This is a genomic window from Herpetosiphon geysericola (assembly GCF_001306135.1).
GTDB lineage: Bacteria > Chloroflexota > Chloroflexia > Chloroflexales > Herpetosiphonaceae > Herpetosiphon > Herpetosiphon geysericola.
In genome coordinates, this window is sequence record NZ_LGKP01000013.1 from 109,143 (window position 1) to 133,737 (window position 24,595).

At 51.8% G+C, this 24,595-nt stretch carries 24 protein-coding genes; 17 read left to right on the top strand and 7 right to left on the bottom strand.

The window, feature by feature from the left end; genetic code table 11:
* The first annotated feature begins 121 nt into the window (after positions 1-121).
* The 3 genes from SE18_RS08115 to SE18_RS08125 all read left to right on the top strand — a co-directional run bounded on the left by SE18_RS08115 (position 122) and on the right by SE18_RS08125 (position 2,081).
* Entirely contained in the window at positions 122-697 is a 576-nt protein-coding gene (locus SE18_RS08115) for a cysteine hydrolase family protein (protein ID WP_054533935.1), read from the top strand.
* Positions 698-892: 195 nt separating this feature from the next.
* On the top strand, positions 893-1,066 hold the full coding sequence (locus tag SE18_RS27430; protein WP_160319482.1) for a hypothetical protein: 174 nt from the start codon (positions 893-895) through the stop codon (positions 1,064-1,066).
* A gap of 802 nt (positions 1,067-1,868) precedes the next feature.
* The gene (locus SE18_RS08125; RefSeq protein WP_054533937.1) at positions 1,869-2,081 is read left to right on the top strand and encodes a hypothetical protein; all 213 of its coding nucleotides are present in this window, start codon (positions 1,869-1,871) and stop codon (positions 2,079-2,081) included.
* Between the two features lie 206 nt (positions 2,082-2,287).
* Here the strand turns inward: SE18_RS08125 and SE18_RS08130 are convergent, their stop codons facing one another.
* Entirely contained in the window at positions 2,288-2,773 is a 486-nt protein-coding gene (locus SE18_RS08130) for a hypothetical protein (RefSeq protein WP_054533938.1), read from the bottom strand.
* A 331-nt stretch (positions 2,774-3,104) separates the two neighbouring features.
* On the bottom strand, positions 3,105-4,016 hold the full coding sequence (locus tag SE18_RS08135) for a helix-turn-helix transcriptional regulator (RefSeq protein WP_054533939.1): 912 nt from the start codon (positions 4,014-4,016) through the stop codon (positions 3,105-3,107).
* A gap of 126 nt (positions 4,017-4,142) precedes the next feature.
* On the opposite strand from SE18_RS08135, the gene SE18_RS08140 reads away from it, so the two are divergent.
* The 6 genes from SE18_RS08140 (at position 4,143) to SE18_RS08165 (ending at position 8,419) form a co-directional block, all read left to right on the top strand.
* Entirely contained in the window at positions 4,143-5,087 is a 945-nt protein-coding gene (locus SE18_RS08140) for an alpha/beta fold hydrolase (protein WP_054533940.1), read from the top strand.
* Between the two features lie 159 nt (positions 5,088-5,246).
* Positions 5,247-5,648 (top strand): Imm10 family immunity protein, encoded by a 402-nt coding sequence (locus SE18_RS08145; protein WP_054533941.1) that lies wholly within the window; start codon positions 5,247-5,249, stop codon positions 5,646-5,648.
* A gap of 36 nt (positions 5,649-5,684) precedes the next feature.
* Positions 5,685-6,416 carry a GNAT family N-acetyltransferase gene (locus SE18_RS08150; protein WP_054533942.1) on the top strand — a complete coding sequence of 244 codons (732 nt, stop codon included), beginning with the start codon at positions 5,685-5,687 and terminating at the stop codon, positions 6,414-6,416.
* 176 nt (positions 6,417-6,592) lie between these two features.
* A complete protein-coding gene (locus SE18_RS08155; RefSeq protein WP_054533943.1) occupies positions 6,593-7,351 on the top strand; it encodes an MOSC domain-containing protein in 759 nt (252 codons plus the stop codon).
* Positions 7,352-7,400: 49 nt separating this feature from the next.
* Entirely contained in the window at positions 7,401-7,613 is a 213-nt protein-coding gene (locus tag SE18_RS08160; RefSeq protein WP_054533944.1) for a DUF4287 domain-containing protein, read from the top strand.
* 41 nt (positions 7,614-7,654) lie between these two features.
* Entirely contained in the window at positions 7,655-8,419 is a 765-nt protein-coding gene (locus SE18_RS08165) for an MBL fold metallo-hydrolase (protein ID WP_054533945.1), read from the top strand.
* Positions 8,420-8,492: 73 nt separating this feature from the next.
* Here the strand turns inward: SE18_RS08165 and SE18_RS08170 are convergent, their stop codons facing one another.
* The 3 genes from SE18_RS08170 to SE18_RS08180 are packed head-to-tail and all read right to left on the bottom strand — an operon-like array spanning position 8,493 to position 12,033.
* Positions 8,493-9,656 carry a vWA domain-containing protein gene (locus SE18_RS08170; protein WP_054533946.1) on the bottom strand — a complete coding sequence of 388 codons (1,164 nt, stop codon included), beginning with the start codon at positions 9,654-9,656 and terminating at the stop codon, positions 8,493-8,495.
* Positions 9,653-10,651 (bottom strand): AAA family ATPase, encoded by a 999-nt coding sequence (locus SE18_RS08175; RefSeq protein WP_054533947.1) that lies wholly within the window; start codon positions 10,649-10,651, stop codon positions 9,653-9,655. Before SE18_RS08175 ends, SE18_RS08170 begins: the two co-directional genes overlap by 4 nt.
* Positions 10,648-12,033 carry a hypothetical protein gene (locus SE18_RS08180; protein ID WP_054533948.1) on the bottom strand — a complete coding sequence of 462 codons (1,386 nt, stop codon included), beginning with the start codon at positions 12,031-12,033 and terminating at the stop codon, positions 10,648-10,650. Before SE18_RS08180 ends, SE18_RS08175 begins: the two co-directional genes overlap by 4 nt.
* Positions 12,034-12,351: 318 nt before the next feature.
* On the opposite strand from SE18_RS08180, the gene SE18_RS08185 reads away from it, so the two are divergent.
* The 7 genes from SE18_RS08185 (at position 12,352) to SE18_RS08215 (ending at position 21,206) form a co-directional block, all read left to right on the top strand.
* Complete coding sequence (locus SE18_RS08185) at positions 12,352-13,596, top strand: response regulator (protein WP_054533949.1); 1,245 nt, start codon at positions 12,352-12,354, stop codon at positions 13,594-13,596.
* Between the two features lie 17 nt (positions 13,597-13,613).
* A complete protein-coding gene (locus SE18_RS08190) occupies positions 13,614-15,143 on the top strand; it encodes a sensor histidine kinase (RefSeq protein ID WP_054533950.1) in 1,530 nt (509 codons plus the stop codon).
* 197 nt (positions 15,144-15,340) lie between these two features.
* Positions 15,341-16,342: an ABC transporter substrate-binding protein gene (locus SE18_RS08195; RefSeq protein WP_054533951.1), complete on the top strand. Its 1,002-nt coding sequence runs from the start codon at positions 15,341-15,343 to the stop codon at positions 16,340-16,342.
* A 164-nt stretch (positions 16,343-16,506) separates the two neighbouring features.
* Positions 16,507-17,511, top strand: coding sequence for an ABC transporter substrate-binding protein (locus tag SE18_RS08200; RefSeq protein ID WP_054533952.1), 1,005 nt, complete (start codon positions 16,507-16,509; stop codon positions 17,509-17,511).
* 81 nt (positions 17,512-17,592) lie between these two features.
* Entirely contained in the window at positions 17,593-19,107 is a 1,515-nt protein-coding gene (locus tag SE18_RS08205) for a sugar ABC transporter ATP-binding protein (RefSeq protein ID WP_054533996.1), read from the top strand.
* On the top strand, positions 19,104-20,198 hold the full coding sequence (locus tag SE18_RS08210; RefSeq protein ID WP_054533953.1) for an ABC transporter permease: 1,095 nt from the start codon (positions 19,104-19,106) through the stop codon (positions 20,196-20,198). The genes SE18_RS08205 and SE18_RS08210 overlap by 4 nt, the downstream gene beginning before the upstream one ends.
* Before the next feature lie 30 nt (positions 20,199-20,228).
* Positions 20,229-21,206, top strand: a complete 978-nt coding sequence (locus SE18_RS08215; RefSeq protein WP_054533954.1) for an ABC transporter permease subunit — start codon at positions 20,229-20,231, stop codon at positions 21,204-21,206.
* Positions 21,207-21,341: 135 nt separating this feature from the next.
* Here the strand turns inward: SE18_RS08215 and cas6 are convergent, their stop codons facing one another.
* Both cas6 and SE18_RS08225 read right to left on the bottom strand, forming a co-directional pair.
* Positions 21,342-22,295 carry a CRISPR system precrRNA processing endoribonuclease RAMP protein Cas6 gene (gene cas6, locus SE18_RS08220; RefSeq protein WP_054533955.1) on the bottom strand — a complete coding sequence of 318 codons (954 nt, stop codon included), beginning with the start codon at positions 22,293-22,295 and terminating at the stop codon, positions 21,342-21,344.
* Positions 22,296-22,659: 364 nt separating this feature from the next.
* Positions 22,660-23,859 (bottom strand): hypothetical protein, encoded by a 1,200-nt coding sequence (locus SE18_RS08225; protein WP_152976584.1) that lies wholly within the window; start codon positions 23,857-23,859, stop codon positions 22,660-22,662.
* Between the two features lie 244 nt (positions 23,860-24,103).
* On the opposite strand from SE18_RS08225, the gene SE18_RS08230 reads away from it, so the two are divergent.
* A complete protein-coding gene (locus SE18_RS08230; protein ID WP_054533957.1) occupies positions 24,104-24,592 on the top strand; it encodes a DUF1579 domain-containing protein in 489 nt (162 codons plus the stop codon).
* The last annotated feature ends 3 nt before the right edge of the window (positions 24,593-24,595 follow it).

Below are 24,595 nucleotides of genomic sequence, written 5' to 3' on the forward strand. Positions count from 1 at the left end.
TAGCTGATTACTGAGGAAAAAACAGGGAACTTCCGCAAGCATCGTTTTGAAGCATTAAATTCGTACATATGTGCTATGATACACCAATAGTATCTGCTAAATTGCGCCAAAGGAGCACTGTATGGCAACTATCCGCGAAGGAAACAAGGCAGCACTCGTCGTTGTTGATGTTCAGGTCGGAGTGGTTAATGAGGCGTGGGATGCCGCGCGGATTATCGGGAATATTGCCCATGTTGTGGAGCGTGCCCGTGCTGAAAATGTTCCCGTGCTGTGGGTTCAACATACTGATGAAGAACTGCCCACCGATAGTCCACAATGGCAATGGGTTCCAGAACTGGTGCCAGCCGCAGATGAGCCACGCATCCATAAGCAGTTTAATTCATCGTTTGAACAGACCAGTTTAGCGGAAGAACTAGCGGTGCGTGAGGTCTCGCACATTGTGCTAGCAGGAGCTGCAACCAATTGGTGCATTCGTGCCACCGCCTATGCTGCGCTTGAACGCGGCTACGATCTGACCCTCATCAGTGATGGGCATACGACCGGAACAATCGAATTGGAGAGCGGCACCACCATCGAAGCAGCAGCTATTGTTAAGGAACTCAATATCGCCATGCAGTGGCTCTCCTATCCTGGGCGCACGAATAACACGGCCCGCGCTGAGCAGATTGATTTTGCCCAACCAGGCGGCGCGCAGTAGGCTTGGCATGCTTAGCACTGAGGATCACTGAACACAACATTACGATTGTGGCTAGCTTCTTTTCTATGCTTCCGCATAGGCTAGGCTAGTGCTGGCTGGGATTGTGTTTTGGCGACTGCCAAACATTCTGAATGCGCTGCCATAGCAATTCGTGCTTTTTTCGGCCATTTGCTACAATACAGCCAAGGAGGCATTATGCAGCTATCAGTAACGTGTGAATGTGGAACCGAGTACGATTTGAATTATGTGGAACATCAAGGCGGTGAGATTAGCTTCGATGCTTGCCCCGATTGTGGGGTGCAGCTCGCTAGCGAAACCGTGCTTGAAGCAGTCAATGCGGATGTCGACGAGAGCGAACAACTCTATTAATGCCATTGCTCAGCCCAAGCGGGTCAATTTAACTGCCCCGCTTGGGCTACCACAGCGAGAAGAGTGTGATAATTACCCTCATAGAAAATACAACAACCCCAAACCCGCCAAACTATAGGCAAGCATCGAGAGCATAATCCACTTGATCGGACTATAACACGCTGGTAGCGCGGTAGCTTGGACGAACCCCAGCAGCAACCCCAAAAAACCATAGGTAAGTCCAGCTTGGAGTCTGAATTTTAACTCCATAGGAGAATTTGGCATATATGTCTGTATAGCAAATCTAAATAATGGTTCTAACCAAAAAGTCGTTATCAACAAGTTTAGCGTAAATACCCCAACACTGCCAACGATCCAGCGTAGCCCATCGGGATGAGGTACAAACAGCCACCATTGCAGCGTAAAGAGCAACCCTGTGCTAACCAAATAGAGTGGCCACAACCCATAACCAAAAATGTTTGTTAGCAACCAATCGCTGAAGCCAAAATAGCCAAAACTTGTCAAGAGCACAAGCCAATAGCGCCAGTGGATGCCAGGCTGGGGTGATGTGATTAGGCTGGACATGGATTCTCCCTTTCAGCAGCCATTAAATAACCAGAGTTGCTGCTTGAGGAGAGGATAGCCCTGCGATGTTACAGCGCTGTTACAACATAGGGCTATGCTTGACAATTCGATGTGCAGCACCTACGCTTGCACCGAAGAGATACCTCCTCACGTTAGATACAAGCTACGTTTAGTTTTTTAGGATACGATTTCTACCTCTTATTTTACATAATAAAAAGATGCTGGAAAGCGAGTTACTATGTGGCAGGTGCCATCAAACCAGCCAACCCCATCACGCTGGGAAACGGCGATTCATTGGTTTTGGACGTTGGTTACAGCACGTATTTGGCTCATGCTTAGTAGCTTTCTGTGGTATCTCGATTTATGGCGCTATTCAATGTGGGAGTGGCTACCGTGCATTGGCGCAGGACTCCTCAAAGATCCAGAAACTCATGCCTTGATTCCCCGCTGATCATTTATCTTGGAGTGAGGATCGATGTGGTTCGGCAACGCCAACATGGGCAACGGATTAGTAGCCCGCCAGATTTACGCCATATTGGATTCGTAGCGGGTTATTGCTCGTATCTATCTGTTACTACCAGCAATGCTATATCTATAACCTACTGTGGTTAATGTTAAATAGCCGTCGGACACCTCTATTGATGCCCGACGGTCGCACTAAATGCGTGAGAACTCCATAATCCAGTTGGTTTCCCACGTATCCCCGTTATCTGCGGAGAAGGCTTGTTCCCAGCGCAACTCATCTGGCGTGACCGCGAACCAGAGGAAGCGCACTTTAATTGGCTTGCCGCGCAGCGTATCATCAGCGTAGAACGTTCCCACCTCGTCGACAAAATTTCCGACCACGGGCACATCAAGCTGGCCGGGCATGCGCCCATCGAGCCACCAGATCGACCAACTCATGGTTTGGGGATTGAACGAGCGAATCGCAATCGCGCGATACGGCCCTTCTGGGAGATTCAAGAGGTTGTCTTCGACATTGCCGTAGCCTCCAAGCACTGCTTGGGTAGACATCTGCCCAGTGAACTCAATCCATTCGGTGCTGCCAACCAGCCGATCTTTGAGCCGTCGGTGGCGAACATTCCAGTCGCCAAGCACAAAATCAAAGTCGGTTGGAGCTGCAGCCAGTCGTTCTAATGCCATTGCAAAAACTCCTCACAGTATATGCAATACGTAGCGGGCGAGTGCCCAGTCAGCATCACAATACCACCACTCAGCGCTGCGATTAACCGCTTGTGGACTGAGTTCTCAGCGCCAGTAAGCCGCTTGCCAGCAGCTGGTTACCCTACAACCATTACCCAATTAAACCTTGAGCTTTTCTGGGGTCAGGTTGGCAAGAAGGGTTGTTAAGCGGCTATACAGCTTAATAACCAGCGATTGGACTGCAATGCCCACTCTCACCACCCTTGAAGTCTATCTGGTTAGCTATGGTCATTTGCTCAAACCCATGCTTGATGCTGATGCCAAGCGCTAATCAAGCATAGTTTTGGAGCATTTGCACGAGATATGTGCGAAATTCAGCAACATAGCTTTGTGGTTCGAGCACTTTAATCTGAGTGCCAAAGCTGGCCAAAAGCTGAAATCCTTGCGGATTCTGCGGCACATACATTGTCGCCAGGCCATAATTAGCAGTATATGCTTCAATGCTGCTTCGGCCATAGCGTTCGATAATTTGGTCGTGGATGCTTGGTGCAACCAACGCCTTAATGGTCACGAATTGCGGATTAGTGTGGGCTGTATTAGCGTGGGCTGGCCAATCAGCGCGCTGCTGAAACCCACGCAACTCCACCCGCAACTGCTCCATTCTGGCGAGCTTGAAGCTCCGATAGGCTTGGCGATCAAGGCAGAAGCCTTGTAAATACCAGCTTGATTCACTGAAATGCAGCGCATATGGCTCGACTATGCGCTGGGTTTGCACGCCAGCTTTATCGCTGTAGTCAAATGCCACAAGTCGCTCCTTTAATAACGCTGTTTGGCAGATTTTTAAGCTTTCGCGCAGTTCGGCCCGCCCTTCCCAAGCATAAAATGACAGCTGCATCGAGCGATTAAGCCCTAATGGACCGACCATGGCCTCGATTTTTTTGATTGTTTGGGCAATCTCTGCGCTGAGGATGAGTTGTTCCAAGCCTGCAAGCGCAGTTAAGAGATGCTGTAAATCGGCGCTGCTCAACAAGCGTTTATCAACTTTGTAGGTATCCATAATGCCATAGCCACCATTGACCCCAGTCAGCGCATAGATCGGGATATTCGCCATGCTCAAGGTTTGCATATCGCGTAGAATCGTGCGCTTGGAAACCTTGAAAAGCTGGGCAAATTCGGTTGCTGAAACTCGCTCTTTTTGCAGCAAAATCATGGTAATCGCTATCAAGCGCTCGACTTTTTCCATGGCTTCCTTCTTTGCTTCAGTAAAAACAGTGACATTCTGCTGTCATCGTTTGGCTATTATACTCGCGCTATGAGTAGCCCGCCGTGTTGATAAGCATTAAACACGATCAGCAATGAAGGACGCCAAATGTTTAATCCAAACGATTTTCCCAAGCCCGGCTTAATCGCAGTCAACGGAGTAACCCTTGAAGTTTTTGAAGCAGGCAACGCCAATGGAGGCAAACCAATTGTGCTTTGTCATGGCTGGCCAGAGCATGCCTTTTCGTGGCGCTATCAGCTGGCAGCCTTGGCCAATGCAGGCTATCATGTTATCGTGCCAAATCAGCGCGGCTATGGCAACTCAACCAGACCAGCAGCTGTAACAGCCTACGATCTTGACCATTTGACGGGCGATCTGATTGCCCTGCTCGATCATTATGGCTACGCCGATGCCACGTTTATTGGCCACGATTGGGGCGCAATGGTGGTGTGGGGATTGACGTTATTGCATCCAACGAGGGTCAACAAACTGATTAACCTCAGCGTGCCCTACATGGATCGCGGCACAATGCCATGGCTCGAATTTTTAGAGGCAATTCTTGGCAGCGATTCGTATTTCGTGCACTTTAATCGCCAGCCAGGCGTTGCTGATGCAATCTTCGCAGCCAATACCATGCAATTTTTGCGCAATCTGTATCGCAAAAATGTGCCGCCCAGCGAGCCACAGCCCGGAATGGCCTTGATCAATCTTGCCAACGCTGAAACACCGCGCGGTGAGCCGATTATGAGTGATGCAGAATTGGCTATTTTCGTCGCCGCATTCGAAGCATCAGGCTTTAGTGGTGGCCTCAATTGGTATCGCAATCTTGACCGTAATTGGCAGCGCTTGGCCGATGTCGACCCAATTATCCAGCAACCAGCGCTGATGATTTACGGCAACCACGATTCCGTCCAACGCTCGCCAAACCTGCCGACATTCGTGCCCAACGTGGAAGTGCTCGATCTAGATTGTGGACATTGGATTCAGCAAGAAAAGCCCAACGAAACGAACCAAGCAATCTTGAATTGGCTCAAACGCCACGATTCGGTTTAGGCCAAAAGCGGATATTATGAGGCTGGAAAGTGGCAGGCCCATGCAAGCGCACTCAAGCTGCACTGGGTCTGCCATCCATAAAGGAGAATAGGATACCGTTGGATTGCTTGGCCTTATTATCCAATCCTGCTGCCATGTTTTGCCTTAGGAATCGCATTTATGAAAAAAATTCATTTTTTGGCGCGCGTAGTTGGCATCGATTGGTGTGATGATGGCATTTTAGCGATTGTTTTTGCCGATGATTCTGAGGAGCCATCAGAATATCTCGAATTGCAGCGTAGCTTTGAGGAGCCTGATGAACAGGACCAAGCGCTAGGCATGGCTACCTATTGTCTCAGTACTTCGGCTGGTGCTACAACCTATGGTGGGATTACGAGTTTTGTTATTCGTGATACCCAATGCACTATTGACCTAGCGCCGAGCGCAGCAGCAGAAATCGGTATAGCGCAGTATCAGATTGAACTTGATCTCGGAGCAGACGATATCCCGATTCTGTATGCGCATATCCGCCAACTTTTTCAGGCTGCGCCGTCGGCTCCGCAGACGCTGCTCTTAGCGTAACGGAGCGACAACTTGCTCTTATTGAAGGAGCTTCGAATGAACCTTGCAGAGTATAGTGCTCAGCAATTGCTTCAGATTCATGCAGACACGCTTTTTATCAGTGATGCGGCTGGTCGGCTACGGTTCAACGCCGATCCTGGCTATCCTGAGCATGAACTTGAGCCAGCACCGCGTTTTTGGCTAGGCCGAACAGATGATCATGTGCTTTGGCGGTTGCGAGCCGATTTACCTGCCGACCTGAGTGAGAGCCTTGAAGCAATTGCCCAAACCATCCCACCGCGAACTGATCCCATGCTTTTGCCGCCGCCGATTGCTGCAATTCGCGATCTATTAGCCGTGCATGCTCCGATGAGCGAGCATGCAAGCGGGCCATGCTATTGGATGCCAGAGCTGCTGCCTGTTCCGGCAATAGTGCTCCTCATCACGCCCGCTAATGCAGAGGTGTTGGCTGCACATTTTCCTTGGAAACAAAGCCAACGCGCACTGCATGACGCTGGGCCGCTGGTTGCGACGATTGTCGATCAGCAGGCGGTTGCTGTCTGTTATTGTGCACGGCTCAACGCGATTGCGGCTGAGGCTGGGGTCGAAACCACCGAATCGGCCAGAGGCCATGGCTATGCGCAGGCAGCGGTTGCTGGTTGGGCTGCTGCCATCCACGCCCTCGGTATCCTTCCCATGTACAGCACCAGCTGGGATAATTACGCCTCGCAGGCAATTGCCCGTCGGCTTGGTATGCGGGAATATGCTGATAGCTGCTGGATTCAATAACAATGCTTTATTCTGCTGCTACGGCTATTCGCTTGATTGTTAATTGATGGCAACAATCACTTTACGGAATTATATTTACATAATAAAAAAGCTTTTTCTGTTTGGCTTGATCCACTATACTTGCCAGTGCTGCCTACGCCCGCACCCGATGCGTGCTTATCACAAAGGATTGTGCGATGCCCCGAGCTACGATTCAGGCGCTCTTTCTCAAACCAGCCAAAGGTCAAGCGCTAGTTGATGTCAGCACTCTAGGCATGACCATGCAGCAAGGCTATGGAATTGTTGGCGATTGCCAGGGCCATCCTTTGAGTCCTCGGCAAGTGTTAGTGCTCCGGCGCGAAGATCTTGAGGCTTTTATGCTGCACCCAGGCGATTTGCGCGAAAATATCGTGCTTGCTGGGCTGACAGCGGCTGAATTTGTGCCTGGCGCTGTTCTCCATTTAGGCAAGAGCGTGCAAATTCGGCTTACCTTTCATTGTGAACCGTGTAAGCGAATCGCCCATGTGCTCGGCAGGCCGATTAAGGACATTATTGGCAAACGTGGTATTTTAGGCACGGTGCTTGCTGATGGCGAGCTACGCTGTGGCGATGCGGTCGTAGTTGGCGCGGAGACTCAGCCGCCGCTCTCGCCTATACCCTATAACCGATTTTTGAGCTTTATTGCTTCTGTTCCCTATGCTCAAGTTGTAAGTTACAAAGAAATTGTGCTTGGGATGGGGGTGGCGAACAGTTTTATGCGGGTTATTCCACACTATCTGCAAAAAACAGATCCTGAGCAGTATCCGATTCATCGGGTGGTTGATACACAAGGGCTGTTGCTACCCCACTATATTCCTGGCCAACTTGAGGCTTTACGCGCCGAGGGTATCGCATTGGTTAAGCTTGATAGCATTGATCCAGCAGCGTATCAACTCGATCTTAAGCGCTATGGGTAGCGTGGCATTGTGCATACACTAAACTAGCATCCATGCAGAAAGGATATCTATGACCAAGGAACCATCGGTCAAAGGCCCAGCCTCCTATTTTCCAGCAATCGAAAAAACCTATGGCCAATCGATCGATCATTGGATGACGATTCTTGATGGGATGGCCGACAAAACCCATATGCAGATGGTTGCTACGCTGAAGGCCGAGTATGCTATGGGCCATGGCCATGCCAATGCGCTAGTTGCCTATTATCGGGCACAGCAGCAGTAGCCCAGCGCGCTTGTGGCCTGCATTACTCGTGAGGAAATTCGATGGAAATTCATTTGCTGCGCAATGCAACGATGCGCCTGCGCTATGCCCAGCATACCTTGCTTGCTGACCCTGATCTTGCGCCACGCCATGCGCGTGATTCGTTTACTGGGCGTTCACGCAATCCGCTGGTTGATTTGCCGCTGGCCAAAGAAGCGATTGTGGAAGGTATCGAGGCGGTTTTGCTGTCTCACCTGCATGCCGATCATTTTGATGCTGAGGCGCAACAGCTTTTGCCAAAAGATATTCCCATTTTTTGCCAACCAGTTGATGCTGAACGGATTCAAGGCTATGGGTTTCGCACTGTTATTCCGGTCGATCACGTCGTTAATTGGCAGGGCATGCGGATTACGCGCGTAGCGGGTCAGCATGGCTTTGGCGCTGACCTCGCAAGCATGGGCCAAGTATCTGGATTTGTGTTGGCGGCGGCGCTTGAACCAACGCTGTATTGGGTTGGCGATAGCGTGTGGTATCCCGAGGTTGCAACTACGATTGAAAAGTTTCAGCCAAACGTAATCGTGACCCATTCTTCTGGCGCGATTTGGGAGGCAGGAACGCCGATTGTGATGGATGCTGAGCAAACTATAATGCTGTGTCAGGCCACAACCGCCAGTACGGTCGTTGCGATTCATCTGGATTCGCTGGATCATGGTCAGGTGTCGCGAACAGAACTGCGTATGGCTGCCAAGGCTGCTGGAATTTCCGAGGCGCAACTCTTAATTCCCAACGATGGTGAGCTGCTGCGCTTCGACGATTCATCAGCATGACTGTTCTGATTCGCTGCTCTCGCGCAAACTACACATGGCACGAAGTTGAGCTTCGTGCCATGCAACGTGTTGGTTATTCAAGGAGTAACCGAATGGCCTCGCCAAAGGGAAAAGCCTCGCTATCAAGGCCGCCAGCAACTACCACCCACAATAATGGATATTCAGGAGGCCTTGATGGAAAACTGCCATAACCATCGGTCAAATAGACTGCGACAATTGGCATATGAGGGCGGATTAAGTCCTCAAGGGCCGCAAAGAAGGGGCGAAAATCGGTGCCACCGCCGCCGATTGGCGCAGGAATTGGGCTATGGGCGGTGAGTTGAAATGGCCCATGAGCTTCTGCATCAACATAAAACAACTCACAGGTGATATGCGGATAGGCGCGCAAAATCCCCTGCACCTCATCCATAAAGAGCCGCAAATGACGCTCATCGATTGAGCCGCTGGTATCGACCGCCACAAAAACTTGCAGACTCTCGCCTGCTAAGGCATCGATATAGAGACCCCGACTCAAAAAACGCCGATCAAAGCCCACAAAATCGGTGGGTGTTTGCACCAAATAGCGCCATAAATAGGTACGCCAATCGAGTTTCTCAGGGTCGGTGCTGCTCAATTCACGGCGCATGCTGCTGGGCAAACTGCCTTGGGCGACCATCAGCGCAATCAGATCTGCTTGGTGGCGCGCATTGCGCCAATGGGCTTCCAATACTGCGTTGCGTTTGGTGCCGCGCGTCTCTTGTTCAAAGCCGCCTTGGCCACTGAGACCCGATCGATCAGCCTCGGTTGCGTCGAGCAAATCAAGGCTATCGCTCAGCGGGTAGCGGCTGGGGTCGCGGACTAACAATTCGTACACTTCTTCGACGCTTAATGCTTCAAGCTCAGGGTCGCGCTGGGTCATTGGGTCACAGCCAATGCCCTCGATAGTGCTGATGATGCCATTCAACACAATATCGCAGGCAGTATTCCAAATCCGTGGGTTGCGACTGCCACGGCGGGGAAGATGCAGCAAGGCAGCATGCAACACCTGATGCACAATCAAACGATCTTGGTCTTGCTGGCGTAGAGTGGCGAAATAGTCAGCGTTGACATACACCCGTTCACCATCAGTTGCCGCCTGATTCACATTCGTTGCAGCAACCACGGGCGCAAATAACACCAAGCTAGCAAAGTAGGCAGAACGAGTGCGTAGCCGCAGCACCGACGCACTAATCATGCGTTCAAATTCGGCGGCACTCATGCCAGCATCCGTTGATATGCTTGGAAGAAGGTTTGCAATTGGGCATCGCCCTGAACATAGGCTGCAAAGGCCCCAATTTGGCCCTTGAGCCGTAACTGCCGCATCAGATCGGCAATAAAGACCTGCACCCATTCAGTTGGTGCATGGGCCGCCATCCAACAAAAGGCTTGATAGGCGCTATCGGCGTTTGCAGCCCGTAAGGTCAAGCCGATCGTGTTGGCATAGCGTGCCCCAGGCTCGCTTGGAAAGGCGAGGTTTGCGCCTTCACCACGCAGAATCGCCTCAAAATCTGGTAGGGTTTGATACAGCTCGATGTAGGAGTAAAATTCTGCTGCTGCATCAATGCCCACCACCGGAGCAAGATCAAGCGCTGCTTGGTAGAGTTGGCTGGCCATAACCCATGAGCGTGGCGACGGCCACGCTGGATGCTGCGGATTGAGCTTATGCAACAAGGTTGGGCGAAACGAGAGAAAGGCAATCACCTGCTCAGCCACATTCGCATTCAGCGCATAGGCCTTAAAACTATCAAAATCGGGCGCAACTTCGAGGTGGACAAAGCGATTCGCCAACGGTGCTGGCATATCGAAAACCGAGGCTCGATCCTCTTTGCGATTGCCTGCGGCCCAAACAAACCAGCCCTCAGGCAGCGTATACGAGCCAACTCGTCGATCAAGAATCAGTTGTTGGGCAACCCCTTGCATGGCTGGGGGTGCCATGTTTAATTCATCAAGAAACAAGATACCTTGCCCAGTTTGGGGCAGAAACTCTGGTGGAAACCAGCGTGAAATTCCATTATCAGGCACTGGCAAGCCCCGCAGATCGGTTGGTGCAAGCTGCGATAACCGGACATCAATAAACTCAATGCCCCTGTGCTGGGCAATTTGGGCCACAATGCTCGATTTACCAATTCCTGGCGGTCCCCAGATCATCGTGCTGAGATACAGCTTTTTTTGCACTAGCGTATCGAGGTAGTGCTGTAATTCTAACGGATTCATGCCTGCTCCTTCACTCGTTGCTCAAGCGCAGTTTGGGCTGCGCGGCGGACAAAACAATGAGCGTCGACGGTCAATGCCCTGACAATCTCGATTGGAACTGCCGGATTGAGCGCCAAAGCATAGCGCGCATACCAATAGGGCGAGCGCAGACCTTTGCGCAAATGTTGCGGATCGGTGTATTGATTGGCCATGGCAATAAAGTGAAACATCGGGTGTGCCGAATACAGTGCTGCGGTTAACGCCCGATCAAGCAATTGTTGGCGCGCTTCAATGGTGGTTTGCTGGTTGCGGACGACTGCATTGCGCACCTGAATCGATTCATCGGTGGCCAAGTGGGCTAAAATGTCAGGGGTGACGTTGGGATGTTGGGCAATTGCCTTGCGCATGCGTAAGGCCGACCAGCTATAATCGCGGGCCATCGTCGCCAATAACTCAGCGGGAAGATTGGGGTTTAACGCCAGCGCATTGCGTACCGGCTGCACATCGTCAAGCTCTAAGCGGGACAACACATCGAGCGGGGTATTAACATTAAAGGCAACCCGGGCACGCACGCTTGGGTCGTCATCATCAGCGAGCAGCCTGAGGATGACGGGGTCGCTCGATTCAGCGGCAAGTTTGCGTAGCTCGCGATCTGCGGTACCAATACTGGCCTGATCAAAGGGTTGGTTATTGATTGTATAGCTCATCGCCGCAAACACTTCGTCTTCCAAGACCGTGACTGTTTGCTGCAAGGCTTGTTGAATGTGTTCCTCGGTTGATTCATGAAGGCGTTGCTCAAGCCATGCTGGCATTGTTCGCAGTATCAGATGCTCAATCAACGCCTCTTGGCCATCAATTGATGGTAGCGGAATCTGGGCCAGTAGGGCTTCAGCTTGCGCTTGCCAATCGGCGCCAGCCTCGCCATAACTATTGATATGGTAGGCAATGGCGTGAGCAACATTTGGCGAAGCATAGCCACGAATCGTATTCAGCAGATTAGCAGGGATTGACGCATGACGCAGAAATAATAATAAGCGCAACTCATCCATCTGGCGAAATAAATCGGGATGTTCAAGCAACAGCAACAGCAAAACAGGATTGGCGAGAAACGCTTCGGGAACGTCAGCGGCAAAGTGTAAGAGTGTTTTTTGCGGCGTATTGGGGTTGGCAACCAAGGCGGTAACAATCGCCGTGCGTGGATGAGGATCTAAAACAACTGCTAATGGGCCTTGGCGGCCAACAAAGCGCAGGAAGTCGGTTCCAGAAGTGGGGCGTTCAAAGTCGGGGTCGGATACCAACTCAAGATAATTGGCAATCCGCAACAGTTCTTCAGGTGTGGTTGTCGGGTCAGACGCTGCTTGGATTATGGCTTGTTCGTCAAGCGATAATTGCTGATTTGTCACAGGAAACCCTCCCGATAGATTGCTCATTGCGCTACTCAAATCCCCAAATGGCTAACCTTCGCTGATTGTACCATTGAATGGAATGGCTCTTTTGGCGTATGTGTCCGCTGGTTAAGCTTCCAAACCCAAACTTGACACATATGCGATGATAGCACTACACTACCCAAATATCTTCAAACCAACCAGCGAGCAGGCACAGCCTAGCTCAAATCCAAATAAACAGCCTTGGCAAAATCCTCAATTCATCTGCTTGATACAAGCTATCTGAGGCGCGAGACGCTACCGCTGGGCGTGCAACGACGCATGAGAGGCGCAACGATGACCTACAAACTCTTTTTAGTTGAAGACGAGATTATAACCCGCGAAGGGATTCGCGATGCGGTTGACTGGGCGGCGGCAGGCTATCAGTTCTGCGGCGAGGCCCCAGATGGCGAAATTGCGCTGCCGCTGATTCGCGAACGGCGGCCCGACATTGTAATCACCGATATAAAGATGCCGTTTATGGATGGCTTACAGCTTTGTCGCATTCTCAAGGAAACGCTACCAACCACCAAAATTATGATTCTCAGCGGCCATGATGAGTTTCGCTATGCCCAAGAAGCGCTGCAAATCGGCGTTACTGAGTATCTGTTGAAACCGATTATCGCTCACGATCTGCTGGCGGCACTTGGTAAAATCGCTAGCCAAATCGCTGAAGAACGACAGTCGCGGGCGCACTTGGAGACGCTGCAAGCCCAAATGTCCGACCATCAACCAATGTTGCGCGAGCGTTGTCTGCTTGACTTGGTTGCTGGGAGTAGCTCGGCGACCGATTTTATGGAGCAAGCCCGTAGCCTTGAGATTGATCTGCTGGCACCATGGTATCAGGTGCTTGTGCTGCACGTTATGCCGCCGCATGCCAGCGCCCTCCCGCTGTATGCTGTTTGCCAACAAGTTGACGCGATTGTCGGGTTAATTCTCGCTGATTCGCTGTCGGTTGTGGCCTTTAAGCATGGCCTCGAAGATACGATTCTGATTATCAAGGGTGAAACTCGCGCTGAGGTGGCCCAACGTGCAGCTATGCTTGTTGCAGCCTTGAATCGACAGCTGGCCGAGCAGGCGAATTGGCGGGCAAGCATCGGCAGCGGCGAGCCAACCGAGCGGCTGAGCATGATTGCCCAATCATTTGCGCAGGCCCTGATTCAGATCAACGCTGGTGAGCGTTCTGCGGAGGTCGGGCTTGACGATCAAGCGCAGCTGCACGCCGATCCGATGATTATGAAGGCGCTGGCCTACATCGATGCTAACTATGCTGATCCGGCGATCTCACTGGGCCAAGCTGCCGCCCAAGCCTTACTAAGCCCAACCTATTTTAGCGCACTCTTCCATCGCGAGGTTGGCGAAACCTTCATCGACTACCTGACCAAGCTCCGGATTCGCAAAGCAATCGAACTGCTACGCTCAACCTCGCTGACCGCCAGCGAGATCGCCTATCGAATTGGCTATCAGAACCCACGCTATTTTTACTCGGTGTTCCGCAAGGTTGTCGGGCAGCCACCCAACGAGTTTCGCCAACGTGCCTAGGCTACAAGAGGCTCTCTATGGATATCAATCTCTTTGATCGCGCTCGGATCAGCGGCTTGGCGGGTAGGTTTACGCTCCCTCGTCTGCGCATGCGGCTCTCGATCCGCGACAAAATTCTGTTGGCCTTGCTGATGGTCGTGATTCTCATGAGCGTACCCTATATCTTCCTGATCGTGCCTGGCCTCGAATATAAAACCCAGTATGATGGGCTAATTCAGAACATTACAACTGCCAATAGTATCAATGGCTATATTAAACCATCGATTGATGCAGAACTTTGGGAGATTATTGCTGGCAAGAAACCATTTGCCCAAGGAAACCAATATGCGATTTTGAGCGATGTCGACCATCGTATCGAGCAGATGATCGATAACTCCAGTTCGGAAAAAGGTCGGATCAAGCTCAGCATTATTCAGCATACGTTGCAAACTCTGCGCAGTTCGATCGATCGGGTTGGGATTCAGATTGCTCAAGGCAAAACGTTTGCCGAAAATTTAGTGCTTATGGAGGAGATTCGCAGCATTACCCAATTAATTGAGGGCAACGTCCAAGCGTATGCGCTGTTTGAAGTGAAGCGCACCCAACAGCAATATCAGGCGATGCAAAGCGACCTCACCAGCTGGGCGATTGGCGGCCTAAGCGTGATCATGACCTCAATTGGCTTCTCGATCGTCGCTGCTTGGCGCATCTCAAAAGGCATTTATATTCCAATCAAGAAGTTGCACGACGTGACCACCACGATCGCACGTCACGATCTTGAGGCTCTTGTTATCGCCGATAACGCCGACGAGATTACTGAACTTGGCTTGAGCTTTAACATCATGGTTGGCAAAATCAAAGAATTGCTTGATGCCAAACTTGAAGAACACGAGAACCTCAAAAAGGCTGAACTGCGGGTGCTCCAAGCGCAGATCAACCCCCATTTTCTCTATAACACGCTCGATGCAATTATTTGGATGGCTGAATCCAAGCGTACAGCCCAGATCGTCGAGCTTGTTTCGGCCTTGTCTCGCTTCTTCCGGATTACGCTCAGTAAAGGCAGGGATTGGATCACCGTCCGTGATGAGATCGCGCATATCGAAAGCTATTTGGCGATCCAAAAGATTCGCTACCGTGACATCCTCGACTATCAGATCGATATTCCTGAGGAAACCCGTAGCGGTGAGATGCTCAAACTGACCCTTCAACCACTGGTGGAAAATGCGCTCTACCATGGCATTAAGAACAAGCGCAATGGCGGCACGATTGTGGTGCGTGGCCGCTGGCTGGCTGATGATCGGCTCCAGATTGAGGTTGCAGACAACGGGATTGGTATGACCCCAGAGCGGCTTGCCCAGATTCGCGAGCTGTTGGCTGCGGGCAACCTCTGGGTGGCAGGCGCGATGCCAATCGTCGAAGATGGCTATGGCATTAGCAATGTTAATCAACGAATCAAGCTCTACTATGGCCCCGAGTATGGGCTAGCGATTGAGAGCACGTATGGCCGTGGCACCTGTGTGAGCCTGATCATTCCGCAGCAACGTAGCCCAGCGCCTAGCCGCAACTGATCGTAAAAAATTAACCACAAGCTTAAAAAAACGAACACCCTGATTACTAAAAAAACATTAAAATAGCAGCTATTCTGCATAGAAATCAGGCTTGTTTGGCCCCGCCCAGCCGCTATAATATCCAGCATTCCAACGCTAATGATCACATGTAGCTGCCGACCATGACTGGTTGGAACGCGCCAAAGGAGGCGACCTCAATGATTGCTCGTGCCCTCTACCGCAGTGGCCTTGTGCTAGCCATAGTTTTAACGCTGGCAGCATGCGGCGAGTCTGCGCCTAGAGCGAGCGGAGCACTATCAACCCCACATGCTGTCAAGCTCAAAACCTATCCCGAACTTGTTGTTGGGTTTGCGCAAATTGGAGCCGAAAGTGAGTGGCGTACCGCCAACACGCGTTCGATCCAAACAACCGCCGACCAACTCGGGATCGAATTGGATCTTTCCGACGCTCAGCAACAGCAAGCCAATCAGATCAACGCTATCCGTTCGTTTATCGCCCAAGGTGTCGATGTCATCGGGGTTTCACCAGTTGTTGAAACCGGATGGGACGAGGTTTTTGCCGAGGTCAAGCAGGCGGGCATCCCGCTCATTCTGCTCGATCGCAGCGCCAATGTGCCAGCTGAGCTCTACAGCGTTCGCATCGGCTCAGATTTTGTCGAAGAAGGTCGACGGGCTTGCGGCGAGTTAGCGAGGCTGCTCGATGGCCAAGGATCAATTGTGGTTTTGGAAGGCACTCAAGGCTCGGCCCCAATGCTTGGGCGGGGCGCTGGCTTCCAAGAATGTCTACAAACGTATCCTGGCCTGCACGTGCTCGCCAGCCAATCAGGTGATTTTATTCGCGCTCGCGGCAAAGAGGAGATGGCTGCTTTACTGCAAACTCATGGTAACAGCATCGACGGCGTGTTTGCCCAAAACGACGACATGGCGCTTGGCGCAATCGAGGCCATCGAGGAGTATGGGTTACGGCCAGGCATCGACATCAAAATTGTTTCGATTGATGCGGTGCGAGCTGCCTTCGAAGCAATGATCGCTGGCAAGCTGAATGCCACAATTGAATGCAACCCGCTGCTTGGCCCACTTTTCTTCGCAACAGCACTCAACTTGGCCAATGATCTTCCGGTTGAAAAATGGATCAAGCCGGATGAAGGGGTTTACCGCCAAGATACCGCCGCGCAGGAATTGCCCAATCGGCTCTACTAGCACTTTCTTTTCCAGAGTTTGAATCTATCGATGTTCCTTTTCGGTGCGCACAGGCTGCGTGCTGCGGATCCGGCCGCGCTCGTTCCCGAGGCGCTCCATCCAAAACGCTATTTTCCATGGCTAACGAGTGGTTACAACCCCGATTTTCGCTAGGAGGAATTTCCATGAGCAGTTCACGATCATTCGCCGCGCGTCTAATGGCGCTACTGGTTGTTATCGGATTAGTTGGTTGCGGTGCTCAAACAGCGACAGAAGCACCAGCGAACGCGCCTGCGAGTGGGGCAGGAGCAAAAACCTACAGCGATATGGTGCTCTGTTACCCACAGCTTGGGGCCGAAAGCGACTGGCGTACTGCCAATACTGCCTCGATTAAAGAAACAGCAGCAACCTTGGGTATCAAGCAACTGGTCTTCTCCGATGCCCAACAGAAGCAAGAAAATCAGATTTCCGCCGTGCGTGCTTGTATCCAACAGGGCGTAGATGTGATTGCCTTGCCTCCCGTGGTCGAAGATGGCTGGGATGCTGTTTTGACCGAAGCCAAGAACGCGGGGATTCCGGTGATCATTGTTGACCGCAGTGTGAGCGCCGATAAATCGCTGTATAGCACCCACATTGGCTCGAATATGACCTTAGAAGGTGAGCGAGCCGCGGCTGAATTCAACAAAATGATGCCAGACGGCGGCGTCATCCTTGAGCTTTCAGGGACGACTGGCTCTGGTGCTGCTGTTGGACGAGCCAAAGGCTTACGCAACAAACTTAATTCAAACATCACTATTCTCGACTCGCAAACTGGCAACTTCACCCGCGCTGAAGCCGTGCCGGTAATGCAAGCGCTATTGAAAAAATACACCCCAGGCAAGGATTTCCAAGGCTTGTTTATCCACAACGACGATATGGGCATTGGCGCGATTGAAGTGCTCAAGGCAGCTGGGGTCAAACCAGGCGATCTCAAAATCGTTTCGGTGGACGGCACGCGTGGTGGCTTCCAAGCGATGGTCGATGGCTGGTTCCAAGCAGATGTTGAATGTAACCCATTGCTTGGGCCACAGGTATTCGAATTGGCGCTAAAGCTGATGAATGGCCAACCAGTTGATGCTGAAGTGCTCACCGATGAAACGGTTTACTACCCAGAAAACGCCGCAGAATTGTTGCCAACGCGCAAATACTAGCCAGCAAACAACCGTTTTGGAGGAGGCTCGATACCTCCTCCAACGGTTTATGTGTTGCTAGAGGAAAGGCGAGTGATCATTATGGCTGATCCGCAGAACCTTATCACCGTCAGCGGCGTTTCCAAAGTGTTTCCCGGGGTCGTCGCCCTCGAAGGGGTTGATTTTGCCCTGAGAAAAGGAGAGATCCATGCCCTGATGGGCGAAAATGGGGCTGGAAAATCAACCCTAATCAAAATTCTCACGGGGGTGGAGCAGCCCGACCAGGGCAGGATTGAGCTAGAAAACACCGCTATCAGTATCAAGTCGCCGCAGCATGCCCAAGCGCTTGGCATCAGTACGGTGTACCAAGAGATCAATCTTTGCACCAACATTTCCGTGGCCGAAAATATTATGCTTGGCCATGAGCCGCGACGTTTTGGCGGCATCCACTGGAAAAAACTGAATGAGTTGGCCAGTCAGGCCTTAGCGCGCCTCGGGATTGAGTTGGATGTGACCCAACCCTTGGGAATCTACTCGATCGCAATCCAGCAGATGGTTGCGATTGCTCGTGCATTGGCGATTGCCTCGGCCAAAGTTCTGATTTTGGATGAACCAACATCAAGCTTGGATGCCAACGAAACCGCCCGCCTCTTCGCGGTTATGCGTGCGCTCAAGCAGGAAGGCATCGGGATTGTGTTTGTCACCCACTTCCTCGATCAAGTTTACGAAATCGTTGATCGGGTGACGATTCTGCGCAATGGGCGCTTTGTTGGCAGCTTCGACATTGCGGCGCTCTCGCGAGTGGAGCTTGTGGCCAAGATGCTGGGGCGAGTGGTCGATGAATTACAGGCCTTGGCTCATGATAAAGGCCAAGTTGCGCCACAGACCGAAAAGGGACAGCTGATCGAAGCCTCCGGTCTGGGCTTACGTGGCGCGTTGCAGCCACTTGATTTGACGGTAGGTGTTGGCGAGGTGCTTGGGATTGCAGGGCTGCTCGGCTCAGGACGCACCGAACTAGCAAGCTTGCTTTTTGGGATCGCAACCCCTGATAGTGGCTCGCTATCGATCGATGGCCAGCAAGTAACCCGCTTCTCGCCGCAAGCGCTGATCAAGCGCGGGGTTGCCTTATGCCCAGAAGATCGCAAGGCCGAGGGCATTGTCGGCGATCTCAGCATTCGCGAAAATATTATCTTGGGCTTGCAAGGGCGTTATGGTTGGTTCAAGTTTATTGGCCGCCAGAAGCAGACTGAAATTGCTGAAAAATATATCAAGTTGCTCGGCATTCGCACGCCATCGCCCGACCAGTTGGTTAAAAATCTAAGCGGCGGCAATCAACAGAAGGTCATTTTGGCGCGCTGGCTGGTTACTCAGCCCCGCCTGCTGATCTTAGATGAACCAACGCGGGGCATCGATGTTGGGGCCAAGGCCGAGATTCAAAAGCTGGTGCTAGAACTGGTGAAGGATGGTATGTCGATCGTCTTTATCTCTTCCGAACTGGAAGAAGTGGTGCGGATGAGCGACCGGATTGTGGTTTTGCGCGACCACGCGAAAGTGGCCGAGTATGACCATGCGGTAAGCGATCGAACTCTTATGCAAACGATGGCAGGTGAGGCATGAACAAGCGGATTTCATTCAGCCGAATTCGCGAAAGTCGGCTGTTTTGGGTGCTCACCGCGTGGGCAGTTATTCTTGGCTTTAATGCGTTGTTTGTGCCCGAATTTTTTCGGATCGGCATTCAAGATGGTCATCTCTATGGCAACCTGATTGATGTGTTGAACAATGGCGCGCCGCTGATGCTGGTGGCGATCGGCATGACGCTTGTCATCGCTACTGGTGGGGTTGATCTTTCGGTTGGGGCGGTGATGGCAATCTCAGCGGCCATGGGTGCTGTCTTGATCAACCCAGCGCCTGGTGACAAGCTGGTTTCAAACGAGATCTTGACCAGAAATGCTACCAACACGCCATTGGTAATCATTGTGATCGCAACGCTGGCGGCGGGAACGCTCTGCGGCCTTTGGAACGGCTTATTGGTATCGCGGGCCAAAATTCAGCCGCTGGTAGCAACCCTGATTTTAATGGTAGCAGGTCGCGGTATTGCCCAACTTATTAGCAACGGTCAGATTATCACCATCTACTACACGCCCTATTTTTGGTTTGGCAACGGCTACATCTTGGGGCTACCTGTTTCAATCTATATTGTTACCGCAGTGGCCATCCTCGCATGGGTTGGTGTGCGCAAAACCCCAATTGGGCTGTTTATCGAAGCGGTGGGGCTTAATCCAAAAGCCACCCATTACAGCGGCATCAGCGCCAAGAATATTCAATTGCTAGCCTACACGTTTAGCGGTTTTTGCAGCGCGCTGGCTGGTTTGATTCTTAGCTCGTATGTGCATAGCGCCGATGGCAACAACAATGGCCTTAACTATGAACTAGATGCAATTCTAGCCGTGGTGATGGGTGGGACGATGTTGTCTGGTGGGCGCTTTTCGTTGCTCGCAAGCGTACTTGGCGCAATCGTTATCTGGACATTCACGCTTTCGATGTATGCGCTCGGCGTGCCAGCGAATGCCTTGCTCGCCGGACGCGCGGTGCTTGTGCTGCTGGTGATTCTGCTTTATTCCGATCGGCGGCTGATAAAACGCCGTAGCAAGAGTACCCCAACCGCGGTGCAGTCGCAGGATGAGAAGCCAGGACTGCCCCATCCATAGCATCGAACCAGCGCTTTGAAAGGTATTTCCATGACACAACGGCTGAAGCTTTCCGTGCTGCGGCATGGCCCGCTGCTGATGACAATCACGATTTTTCTTATGGCCTACATCATTGGGGCGCAGTTGTACCCTGCGATGCAACGGCCGCAGGCATTTTTTAACCTGTTTATCAACAATGGCTTTCTGCTCATCCTTGGGATTGGCATGACCTTTGTGATCCTCACGGGAGGGATTGACCTGTCGGTCGGTGGTGTTTTGGCCCTGACTACGGCAGCATCGGCTGCGCTGCTCAACCTCGGGGTCAGTCCACTTGTCGTTATGCCATTAATGTTGGTCATGGGCACAGCGATTGGGCTTGGGTTGGGCTGCCTCATCCATTTCTTCAAAGTGCAGCCGTTCATTGTTACCTTGATGGGCCTGTTTTTTGCCCGTGGGCTGGCCTACATCATTAGCCTAACATCGGTCACAATTACTGACCCATTGTATAAATACTTGGCGTTGACCCCAATCTATCTGCCTTTTTTTGCCAAAGCCTATATTTACATTCCGACCCTCGTCGGTCCAGCGCTCTTGGTGGTGGCGATTTATCTTGCCTACTTTACTCGTTTTGGCCGAATTGTCTACGCCATTGGGAATAATGAGCAGTCGGCGGCCCTGATGGGATTTCCGGTTGGTCGTACCAAAGTCTTGGTCTATGGCCTTAGTGGCTTTTGTTCAGCCTTAGCTGGAATTGTGTTCAGTATTTCGTTGCTGGCTGGCTATGGGCAATTCGCCACTGGGGTGGAGTTGGATGTGATTGCGGCGGTAGTGATGGGCGGCACGCTGCTCACCGGTGGTGTTGGCAACGTAATCGGCACGCTGTTTGGTATCCTCATCGAAGCGACGATCATTTCAATTCTCCAATACAACGGCACGCTCAGCTCGTGGTGGACTCGGATTTGCGTTGGCGTGCTGACACTGATCTTTATTGGCATCCAAAGTGGCTTTGCGTTACGCAAAAAGAAATGATGATGAGCTGAAGCATACGCCGATGCAATTATTGGCTAGGTAATTTAATGTAAATTGACATAATTGATAATGTGCCTAAATTATAAATCAGCGCGCATGTGCTGAATGGCCCAGTCTTGCATATCGAAGCCACAATCAGGGTGTCGGGTTGCGTGGCTGCAAGCGAAACCAGCCATTGCCAAAGACCGCTGCTTTGCCAACATGAAGCAGCGAGGCCATTGTGAGGAAGGTTGCCAATGCGGGGTTCATTCCGCCCACGTCTAGCGTTCCGATTAGACCGCCCAACTGCATTGCTTGGCCGGTTGCTGCTGATGTCCGCCCCCAATCCACCCAGCGCAGCCGCGATTCCTCAGTATGGGCTGCGCGCGCAGCGGCAAACAGTGCATCGATTGGCGCATCCCATGGGCTTGTTCCATAGCAGGTATTAAGTTGCTGTAAGCGCCGGATTGCCGTTCCAACCACCAATGGTAGGTCAAACTGGCGCACTACCGTGCCATCGCGCTTGAGCCGAGTCGGAGTTACAAATTGGAGCCGCCAGCGATCGCCTGGATTCTGAACGGCAGCATCAAAAAACTGCGGCTGGATGGGCGGAGCAAGGGGCAGCCATTGGCCTTCCTGAAAGCATGGTAGGAACTGCTTGGTTTGCTCCGAAAAGCTGAAGGCTTGGATTAAGTTTGCAGGGCTGCGATCGGCGCCTAATCCCAATCGGCCTAAATGGATAAAAGCCATGATCATCGACTGTGCATAGGGAATTGCCGAGCCGAGCAAAAGCACGTCAAACGTCAGACGATCACCACGCCGAAAGTGGGTTTGATCGGCTAAGGGTGGGCGAACTACAAAGGGCCTTGGCGCATCACGAACACCCACAATCTGGCCGGGCGTTGCTTCAGGGGTAAAAAGAACGCGATAGGGGCAGTTGCGCGAACACTGAGCTGGCTGCTCGCAATTGACATCACAAAAGGTCGCACTTAAGGCACGCCCCCAGCCTCCCCGCAATAAAGCTCCCTTCCAACGCGGCAGGATTGCATCCTTCAAAAATACATATACCAAACGTAAGTGCATTATCGGCAAGGGTGGCACCAAATCCATCTCACTATCCTCGCACTAGGGTGGTCACAATTGTTTGAACCATCGTTCTCTGCGTGGTAACCGTGGGGTAAGCAGGCCTTGCGCTTGCTGCATCCATGGAGTATTTTCGCTGTATGCGGCTGCTATTCCAGATGGCTCGACGGGTCTGATTGTAGCGGCTTGCGTGCTTGATGTAAAGCCTTCCAAGCTTCAGCAGTTTGAGCCGTATCTCCATGATTCAGCCAAATTAAAAACAACCATGGCTATGAATTAATTTGGGAAGATTGGGCAGAAATCTGGTAATTTAACGCCAAATCAAATGGGTCTAGCCAATGGCTAGACCCATTTGATTTCGTGATTACGTTTGTGATTACATTAGTTGAAGCTAGTTGTATTGCCAGAGTTGATGGCTATCTTGGCCATTGACAAAGCCGTCAATCATCAAGAAGAAGCGATCATCGTTTTTGACCAAATCGAAGTCATCAGCTTTGTTGGTCAGGGTCTTGATCGGATTAGCAAGGCTAAGATCGCTACCGTCGAACGTATAAGTGATAAAACGAATGGTTTGCCAATCGTTGTCGTCGGTTGCGCTCGCCGTTTGACCAACCACTACCACTTCATTGCCTTGGTCGACGAGTTGGACGCGGCCCGAGAAGAAGACTGGCAGGGTTGCTTCGTCTTCGTAAACCAAGATATTTGGCAGTGGCGCGCCGTTGCCAGCAGCTGCTACTGTCCAGCGGGCAACTTCGGCGGTTGCTAATGGCGAGGCGGTGTTGGTTGCCGCAGTATAAATCCGATTGCCCGATAAGGTAATATCTGCAAACCCGATTACGCCACGAGCACTTTGGGCCAATTTGATCAGATCGCCGTTGACATCGACTTGCCAGAGCGTCACGATCATATTGTCGTTGGCATCTTGGGCTGCCATCGCAAAGTTGCGCGAACTCTTAATATAATCGGCGCTCATCGCGATTCGGCCTGTTTGGCCAACCGAAATCCTGGTTGACTTATGGGTAAAGGTCTGGCCATCGGAGCTGAGGCCCCATACATCAAAGCGGGCGCGGCCATCGCTGAGTTGAACTCCCGATACGATTGATGGATTGGTGGTTGGGCCAACCCGCACAACGTGGACATAATTGACGCTGGCTGGAATCGTGGCCACGCCAGCAGTATCACCAAGCCGCTCCAGCCGATTAGCCCCAGTGCCATTGGTTTTGAAGGCAATTAATTTGAGCTGATCGCTGGTAATTGCGGCCACCACGACGATATTATCGCGATATTCCGTCACATCAACATCTTGAACTGGACCTGCGGTCAAGGCGTAGTTGGTGCTAATCGCACCGTTGGCATCTGTGTAAATTCCATTGAGCCGCAGGGCATTGTTGTTACTGGTTTGTTTGGTCGCTGCCACATAGACCCGGCCACCATTGTACGTCCCGCCATTGGCGGTTGAGACATTATCAACCGCAGTTGCGTTTTGGCTATCCAACAGGTCGAAATCGGCGGTGGCCGCAGCGGGCAAAATGCTGAGGGCCATCAGGCTGAGAACCGCCACAATCCGCATACTTAGTCGTCGAACGTCCATAGATACCTCCATACAACCATACTCTTGATTGGCTTTAGCATAGCGGAGTGCAGGGTGCGAAAAGTCTCATTGTGGGCCTAAAAAGTCTCATGCAGCGCAAAAATTGGCTTCAATAGAATTAAAATCATTAATCTATAGTATGAAATACAAACATTTGTGCTATACTTGTGGAGTTTTTGGCTGCCAGCGTAGCGAAATGCGCCGTTTTGGCTCAAGCTGGCAACCTCGGGCAAGGAGCATAATGATGACTGATCAACGGACGCAGGCGATCGAACAGATTTTACAAAGCTTGGTTGGGCAGTGGCAGGGAATCGCTCGAACCTGGTTTGGGCCAGAAACCTTGGCTGACGAATCGCCAATTCGCGGGAGCGTGCGCCGAATTGGCACCAGTCGCTTTGTCATTCACGAATATGAAAGTGCGTTTGAGGCCACACCACTGCATGGCGCAGGGATCTATGGCTATAATCAATTGACCGATAGCTTTGAGGGAGCTTGGGTTGATAGTTTTCATATGCCGACCAACATTATGGCCAGCGCTGGCAACCCTGCCGAGCTGACGCTCAGCGTGCTTGGTAGCTATGAGGTCGAAGGTAGCAGCGATTGGGGTTGGCGCACCGAAATTGTTGCTGATGGCCCAGATCGGCTGCTGATTACGGCCTATAATCTCCAACCTGATGAGCCTGAAACCAAAGCGGTTGAGATAATTTATAGCCGGGTTGAGGCGGCCGCTTAGCGC